The sequence below is a fragment of the Mesorhizobium sp. M5C.F.Ca.IN.020.29.1.1 genome (genome assembly GCF_003997375.1).
GTDB classification, from domain to species: Bacteria; Pseudomonadota; Alphaproteobacteria; order Rhizobiales; family Rhizobiaceae; genus Mesorhizobium; species Mesorhizobium wenxiniae.
In genome coordinates, this window is record NZ_RZSW01000269.1 from 1 (window position 1) to 8076 (window position 8076).

Annotated in this window: 6 protein-coding genes and 1 pseudogene; 5 read left to right on the forward strand and 2 right to left on the reverse strand. The window is 65.2% G+C overall.

The annotated features are described in order from the left end of the window. Nucleotides 1-87 precede the first annotated feature (87 nt). From EOA85_RS20610 to EOA85_RS20630, 5 genes are read left to right on the forward strand one after another with little or no spacing between them, the layout of a single operon-like run. Nucleotides 88-3021: a molybdopterin-dependent oxidoreductase gene (locus EOA85_RS20610; protein WP_127210972.1), complete on the forward strand. Its 2934-nt coding sequence runs from the start codon at nt 88-90 to the stop codon at nt 3019-3021. After that, on the forward strand, nt 3018-4559 hold the full coding sequence (locus EOA85_RS20615) for a 6-hydroxynicotinate reductase (RefSeq protein ID WP_127210973.1): 1542 nt from the start codon (nt 3018-3020) through the stop codon (nt 4557-4559). Before EOA85_RS20610 ends, EOA85_RS20615 begins: the two co-directional genes overlap by 4 nt. Continuing rightward, nucleotides 4559-5440 carry a UPF0280 family protein gene (locus EOA85_RS20620; protein WP_127210974.1) on the forward strand — a complete coding sequence of 294 codons (882 nt, stop codon included), beginning with the start codon at nt 4559-4561 and terminating at the stop codon, nt 5438-5440. The genes EOA85_RS20615 and EOA85_RS20620 overlap by 1 nt, the downstream gene beginning before the upstream one ends. Further along, the gene (locus EOA85_RS20625) at nt 5433-6017 is read left to right on the forward strand and encodes an amino acid synthesis family protein (protein ID WP_029347243.1); all 585 of its coding nucleotides are present in this window, start codon (nt 5433-5435) and stop codon (nt 6015-6017) included. The genes EOA85_RS20620 and EOA85_RS20625 overlap by 8 nt, the downstream gene beginning before the upstream one ends. Further along, the gene (locus EOA85_RS20630) at nt 6014-6475 is read left to right on the forward strand and encodes a MarR family transcriptional regulator (protein ID WP_065011628.1); all 462 of its coding nucleotides are present in this window, start codon (nt 6014-6016) and stop codon (nt 6473-6475) included. Before EOA85_RS20625 ends, EOA85_RS20630 begins: the two co-directional genes overlap by 4 nt. A gap of 91 nt (nt 6476-6566) precedes the next feature. Here the strand turns inward: EOA85_RS20630 and EOA85_RS20635 are convergent. Next, nucleotides 6567-6824: pseudogene (locus tag EOA85_RS20635) on the reverse strand (sugar ABC transporter substrate-binding protein); the annotation flags it as partial. 225 nt (nt 6825-7049) lie between these two features. Then, nucleotides 7050-8051 (reverse strand): LLM class flavin-dependent oxidoreductase, encoded by a 1002-nt coding sequence (locus EOA85_RS20640; protein WP_127210975.1) that lies wholly within the window; start codon nt 8049-8051, stop codon nt 7050-7052. Nucleotides 8052-8076: the final 25 nt, after the last annotated feature.

Sequence of the window (8076 nt, forward strand, 5' to 3'; positions counted from 1 at the left end):
GCCTACGGCAAGGGTGGCGGCGGCATGAACCAAGCTCAACCTGACATGACTGAAGCTCAGCCTGGCATGAGCATGGCTCAGGCTGGCATGAGCGAGGCTCAGCCTCGCATGAGCATGGAACGCGCCGACATCGCTTTCAAAGTCAACGGCGCCGCTGTTTCTGTCTGCGTGCCGCCGGTTCGCCGTCTCTCTTCGGTGCTGCGCGACGAATTGCACCTGACCGGCACCAAGGTCGGCTGCGACGCCGGCGACTGCGGCGCTTGCACGGTGCTTGTCGATGGCGAACCGGTCTGCGCCTGCCTCATGTCAGCGGCTTCTGCCGCTGGCACCGTGGTGACGACCGTCGAGGGTCTCGCCAACGGCAGATTATCGGCGCTGCAGGCCTCGTTCCTCGATCATGGCGCAGCGCAGTGTGGCATCTGCACACCCGGCCTGCTGGTCGCGGCGACCGCACTTCTCGACAGCAAGCCTAACCCAACCGAGGCTGAAACACAGGATGCACTGGGCGGCGTCCTCTGCCGCTGCACCGGCTACCGCAAGATTATCGCTGCGGTGATGAATGCTGGACGGTTCGCGAGCGAACTCTCGACCGACGGCGCTGCCCCCAATCCGCCTGCCGGCACCTTCTCCCCGTATAGTGACGGGGAGAAGGGACAAGCTCCAGCGCCGGCGTCCCCCTCTCCCCGTCTTTCACGGGGTGAGGGTGAGGGGCAGCACCAACTTAAGCGGCTGGATCTCGACCTTGACCGCAGAATGCCAATCTCAGGCCATGCCGTCGGTTCGTCGCCGATCAGGCTCGACGGCCTGCCGAAAGTCACTGGAGGCGAAAAATTCGGCGGCGATTCCTTTCCGGCCGATGCGCTGGCGGTGCTGGTGGTCCGCTCGCCGCATTATCATGCCCGCTTCGCTTTCGGCGATCTCGACGCCTGGATAAAAGCTCATCCCGGCATCGTCGGCGTCTACACCGCTGCCGACATTCCTGGAAAGAACAGCTTCGGCGTCATTGCGCCTTTTGCCGATCAGCCGGCGCTGGCCGAAGGTTTTTCGCGCTTTCGCGGCGAGGCGGTGGCGCTGGTTGCCGGTGAGCGCGAGGCCATGCTCGATCTCGACCTTTCGGATTTCCCTGTTCGTTGGACTGAGTTGCCGCACGTTCTGCAGCCTTGCGAGGCGCAAGCCGGCGGCGCACAGCTGATCCACGAAAATCGGCCGGCAAACCTGCTCACCACCGGCTTTGTCGAGCGCGGTGACCCCGAAGCCGCGCTTGCCGGCGCGGCTTTCACGGTTTCCGGCGCCATCGACACGTCCTACGTCGAGCACGCCTATATCGAGCCGGAAGCCGGCCATGCCTATATGGACGGCGACACGCTGGTCGTCGTCGCCTGCACGCAGGCGCCGTACATGGACCGCGACGATGTGGCAAAGGTGCTTGCACTTGCCATCGACAAGGTGCGCATCGTGCCAACCGCCACCGGCGGCGGCTTCGGCTCGAAACTCGATGTCTCGTTGCAGCCTCTCATCGGCCTAGTCGCCATGAAGACCGCCCGGCCGGCCGCACTCGCCTACACCCGCAATGAATCGATGATCTCGACCACGAAGCGCCATCCCGCTGAGATGAAGGCGACGATCGGCGCCGAAGCCGATGGCCGCATCATCGGCATGGTCTTTGCAGGCGATTTCAACACCGGCGCCTATGCGAGCTGGGGTCCGACCGTCGCCAACCGCGTGCCGGTGCATGCCTCCGGTCCCTATGCAACGCCGAACTATCGCGCCGAAGGCCGCGCCATCCACACAAACGGCCCGATCTCCGGCGCCTTCCGCGGCTTCGGCGTGCCGCAGGCGACGATCATGCAGGAGACGCTCTATGACGAGCTGGCCGAAAGGCTTGGGCTGGATCGGCTCGATTTTCGCTTGAAAAACTGTCTTCGTAACGGCTCCGAAACGGTTACTGGCCAGAGGCTGGAATCGGGCGTCGGCATCGCCGAGTGCCTTGAAGCGCTGCGGCCGCATTGGATGCGCGCCCTTGTCGATGCCGAGTTGTTCAACGCCGGCAGCAGCACAAAAAAACGCGGCGTCGGTGTCGCCTCTTGCTGGTATGGCTGCGGCAACACCTCTCTACCCAATCCGTCGACCATCAGGGTCGGCATCTCCGCCTCCGGCGATGTCGTCCTGCATCAGGGTGCGGTTGACATCGGGCAAGGCTCGAACACGGTCATTGCCCAGATCTGCGCCGACGCGCTCGGCCTGCCGCTGGAAAAATTCCGGCTGAAAAGCGCCGACACGGCAATCACGCCGGACGCCGGCAAGACGTCCGCTTCGCGCCAGACCTTCGTGACCGGCAAGGCCGCCGAAAAGGCCGGCCGCGCCTTGCGCGAGACCATGCTGCGCTTTGCCAACGTGTCGGAGAAGGCGGTGATCGCTCTGGACGGCGCAAGCCTGGTCATCCGTGAGGGCGAAGCGACCCGGCATATCGATTTGTCAACGCTGAACGCCGATGCCGATGGCTTCGTTTTCCGCGCCGAGGAAAGCTACGACCCGCCGACATTGCCGCTCGACGCCAAGGGCCAGGGCAAGCCTTACGCGGTCTACGGCTACGGCGCGCAGATCGCCGAACTGGAAGTCGACCTCAAGCTCGGTACGGTGAAGCTGATCAAGATCACCGCCGCGCATGATGTCGGCAAGGCGATCAATCCGCTGCTCGCCGAAGGCCAGATCGAGGGAGGCATCGCGCAAGGCATCGGCATGGCGCTGATGGAGGAATACATCCCCGGCGGCACCGAGAATCTGCACGACTATCTCATCCCGACCATTGGCGACGTACCGCCGATCGAGACCATCCTGATCGAAGTTCCGGATCCGGAAGGACCCTTTGGCGCCAAGGGTCTGGGCGAACACGTGCTGATCCCGACGGCGCCCGCGATCCTCAATGCCATCCGTCATGCCACCGGTGTCCTGGTCACCAAAATTCCGGCGACGCCGAGCCGCATCCGCGCGGCGATACGGGACAAGGAGGCACGCCGATGAGCGAGCTGGCCGAACGCTTCGAAACGCATGATCCCGGCGAGAAGCAGGTGGCGGAGAAGATCCGCTGCGATGCCTGCCCAGTGATGTGCTACATATCAGACGGCCGTACCGGCGCCTGTGATCGCTACGGCAATGTCGGCGGCAGGATCGTGCGGATGGATCCGCTCACCATCCTCGACCACGCGACCGAGACCGGTGGCGCGGTCGTACCGTTTGTCGCCGAGGGCGAAGAATGGGACGGCGAACTGGTCAACACCGGCCGCCGCTTCGTCACCGCGATCGGCGCCGGCACCACCTACCCCGACTACAAGCCGGCCCCTTTCATCGTCAGCCAGCAGGTCGAAGGCGTCGATCTCGTCACCGTGGTCACCGAGGGCATCTTCTCCTACTGCGGCGTCAAGGTGAAGATCGATACCGACCGTCATATCGGCCCCGAAACGGCGACGGTGCGCGCCGGAGGCGAAGCGATCGGCCATGTCACGACAGGCGAATACGGTTCGCAGATGCTGTCGCTCGGCGGCGTGCATCATCTGACCGGCGGCTCGAAAGCCGAAGGCCGCGCCACCTGCGATGCGCTGCTTAATCTATGCAACCGCAAGCCGGTCGAACTTGCTATCGATGGCGGTGCCACGGTGATCGTCGAAGCCGGCAAGCCGCCGGTCATCGACGGCAAGCTCGAACACCGCATGCGCGTCGGCTGCGGCTCTGCCACGATCGGCATGTTCGCCACCCAATGGCGCGGCCTGGTCGACGAGGTGGTGGTGGTCGACGACCACATCACCGGCGTCGTCTCCGAGCATCAGGCAGGCAAGGTGCTCGGCTGGCAGGAGACGGGGATAAAAATTATCGGCCGCCGTTCGACCCCGGGCCGCTATTTCAAGGTGTCCGAGCCCGGCCTCGGCTGGGGCGGCACCAGCATTTCCGACCCGCTGTCGATCCTAGGCGAATGGAATGCGAAGAAGGGCGCGCGGCCGGGCCTGTCACTGCTGATGGTCTCGACCACCGGCGAGCAGTTCGCCTATTACGAGCTCGACGACGAGTTGAAGCCGGTGCAGAAACCTTTCCCGGAGCGGCTGCAGAAGTCTGTCGGCCTGATCGAGGACAATTGCGAGCCGGCGCTGTGCACCGTGCTTTTCGTCGGCGGAGCCGGCGGCTCGCTGCGCGCCGGCGTCACTGAGAACCCGGTCAATCTGACCCGCTCGGTGCAGGGCCTGACGACTTATGTGACCGTTGGCGGCGCGCCGGTCTATGTCTGGCCGGGCGGCGGCATCACGCTGATGGTCGACGTCACCCGCGTGCCGGAAAACGCCTTCGGCTATGTGCCGACACCGGCGCTGGTCGCGCCGATCGAGTTCACCCTGCGCCGCGACGACTATGTCAGGCTCGGCGGCTACGAAGCCGAGATCCGCAGCGTCGATGAGATTCTCGCCAAAGGCGGCGAATATCTCAATCCGCGCCGCGGCACGGCTGCGCCGGCCAGCAATCCGTGGCCGCCGCTGGCGCAGTTGCGGCGCGCAGCGGGCAACGGGGTCAAGTGATGAACGGCCCGCAGGCGCATTGGCTTGAGGACGGCAGGCGGCTGCATCTCAATCATGGCCCGATCGACCTGATCATTGAGGCATTCGGCGACGCGAGCGAATGCCGGGCCGCCTATGGCCAGGCGCTGGCGCGGTTTCAAACAATCCTGTCGGAACTCGTCGAAGAGCTGCCAGAACTGCGCCGGCCAGCCTCCTTACGGCCACGTGCTTTCGCTGGCCCGACGGCGCGGCGCATGGAAGCGGCGGTCAATCCGCTGGCGGAACAATTCATCACACCCATGGCCGCCGTCGCCGGTTCGGTAGCCGACGAAATGCTTGGCGCGCTGCTGGCCGGGCGCCGGCTCGATCGCGCCTACGTCAACAATGGCGGCGACAGCGCGATCCATCTCGGCAACGGCCGGTCCATCACCCTTGCCATTGCCGGGACAGTCCATGGTTTGGCAGACCGCATCACGATCCACGCCGAAGACGGGATCCGCGGCGTCGCGACGAGCGGCTGGCGCGGCCGTTCCTTTTCGCTCGGCATCGCCGACGCCGTCACCGTGCTGGCGCGGACGGGTGCTGAAGCCGATGCCGCCGCGACCCTGGTCGCCAACGCCGTCGACCTGCCTGGTCATCCTGCCGTCGAGCGCGTGCCGGCGCGCGCTCTGGCGCCCGACAGCGACCTTGGCGATCGTCGGGTCACCCAGGGCGTCGGCGTGCTTTCATCAGGCGAAATAGCCGCGGCGCTGGACAGCGGACTCGCCGTCGCCGAAGAGTTTCGGGGACACGGCCTGATTGCCGCCTCAGCGCTGTTCCTTGCCGGTCAGGCACGAATCGCCGGTCCCATGGCGCTCAGTGCGCCCAGTGAGAAATCAAGGAAGGAAATTGCCCATGTCTGAGTTTGCGATCCGCAAGGTTGCGGTGCTGAGCGAAGAGATATTTCACGAGGGCGGGCCGGTGGCGAAGGTGCCGCGCCGGCGTGCCGCCGCCATGGCGGTGGTGAAGAACCCGTTCGCCGGCCGCTACGTGGAGGATCTGCAGAGCGCCATGGACGATCTGAAGCCGCTCGGGCTGCTGCTTTCCGACAAGCTGATCGCCGCGTTGGGCGGCGACGTGAAGCAGATCGACGGCTACGGCAAGGGCGCCATCGTCGGTATCGCGGGGGAGCTGGAGCATGGTGCGCTGTGGCATGTGCCTGGCGGCTATGCGATGCGTGAACGGCTCGGTGACGCCAAGGCGATCGTGCCATCGGCAAAGAAGGTCGGCGCCTTCGGCTCGCGGCTCGACGTGCCGCTCGGCCATATCAACGCCGCCTATGTGCGCAGCCATTTCGATGCCATGGAGGTCGGCATCAGCGACGGGCCTCGTCCCGACGAGATACTGTTCTGCCTCGCCATGACCTGCGGCCCGCGCGTGCACGACCGCATGGGCGGCCTTGCGGCAAAAGACATCAAGGCTTGGGACGGACTGCGGTGAGCGCCGAGGACGTCAAGCTCAAGCTGGTCGAGGCCGAGGAGCCAGACGAAAACGATTACCGCTTGCAGGAGCAGGTCGGCTTCATCCTGCGCAAGGCGCACCAGCGCCATGTCTCGATCTTCGCCGCGCACATCGCCGACCTGACACCGCCGCAGTTCGCCGCCCTGGCCAAATTGCACGATGTCGGCGAGACCTCGCAGAACCAGCTTGGCAGCCTGATCGCCATGGATGCGGCGACGGTGAAAGGCGTCATCGACCGGCTCAAGGCGCGGGGCCTGGTCGAGCTTTCCAAGCATGAGGTCGACAAAAGGCGCCTGCTGGTCAGTCTGACTGCTGAGGGCCGCAATGCCGTCGAGCGGCTGATCCCGATCGCCCGCGATATCACGGAGGAAACGCTGGCGCCGCTTTCCGCCAAGGAGGCCGCCATTTTCATGAAGCTTTTGGCCAAGCTGGCGTGAACACGGCCTTGGTCAGCGCTGCCCCTCACCTGCCTGCCGGCATCCTCTCCCCGTAGAACGGGGAGAGGTACTCGTCATCGACGACTTCGTCTCAGACCCCATTCTCCTTCAGGATATGGGCGGCATTTTCCTTGGTGATCTTCTGCATCGGAAGCGTGATGGTCTTTTCGACCGTCTCGCCGTTCAGGAACTTGATCGCCTTGCCGCAGCCCTTCGGCACCCGGCGTCACGTAGGCGAACGTCACCGTTGGCAAGAGCTGCACGCCTTCGATCAGGGGCTGTCGACGCCGAAAAACTTGATGTCTTGCTCGCGACCGGCGTCCTTGGCGGCAAGGTAAGCGCCGTAGCTTGTGACCGTTGACGAGGACTCCTCGTTGGCGCTCCGGCCATCTCCCCCACTTTGGGGGTGTTTGGACCGGGAGATCGGCAGCGTCAGCACCGCGCCCACTCACTCCCGCGACGTTGGCGACTGGCGAAAGCGTGATGACGGCAAATTCCCAACCGGAGAGGTGTCCGGCAGGCCAGAGGGGGGCGCGAGGCATCGCTACACAACGGCTTTCCAGCCATGCCGCTGTCAGGCCGCTTCCGACAGCGATTTGTGGGCGTCGCTCAGGATCTCGAAGGATCGCACCCGCGCTGCGTGGTCGAAAATCTGCGCGGTGACCATCAGCTCATCGGCACCGGTGCGACGGGTAAACGCTTCTATGCCTTGCCTGACCGTTTCCGGGGCGCCGACGACGGCGCAGGACAGCGCCTGGCCAAGCATGGTTTTGGCCACCGGATCGAGGTCGCGCTCATATCCCTCGACCGGCGACGGCAATCGGCCGGGCCGGCCGGTGCGCAGATTGACGAAGGCCTGCTGCAGCGAGGTGAACAGCAGCCGCGCCTCAGCGTCGGAGGGCGCCGCGAACACGTTGAGGCCGAGCATGACATAGGGCTTGTCGAGCTGTTTCGATGGCTGGAAGCGCGAGCGGTAGATCTCCAGTGCGTGGTCGAGTTCGGCCGGTGCGAAATGCGAGGCGAAGGCGTAGGGCAGGCCGAGCATGGCTGCGAGCTGTGCGCCATAGAGGCTTGAGCCCAGGATCCAGATCGGCACCTGCTCGCCCTCGCCGGGTACGGCGCGGATACGCTGACCGTCTTCGGCCGCCTGGAAATAGCCCATCAGCTCGACGACATCCTGCGGGAAACTGTCGGCGCCGGCCTCGAGATTGCGGCGCAGCGCGCGCGCCGTGCCCATGTCGGTGCCCGGCGCCCGGCCAAGGCCGAGGTCGATGCGGCCGGGATGCAATGCGTTAAGCGTGCCGAACTGCTCGGCGATGACCAGCGGCGAATGGTTGGGCAGCATGATGCCGCCGGCGCCGACGCGTATCGTCCTGGTACCGCCTGCGACGTGGGCAATGACGACAGAGGTGGCGGCGCTGGCGATGCCAGGCATGTTGTGATGCTCGGCCAGCCAATAGCGCCTGTATCCCAGCCGCTCGGCATGGCGGGCGAGATCGAGTGAATTGGCGAGCGATTGCGAAGCGTTGCTGCCTTCGACGATCGGCGACAGGTCGAGAACGGAAAGAGCGGTCATGGGCGGGGATCCTATGGACGGGAGG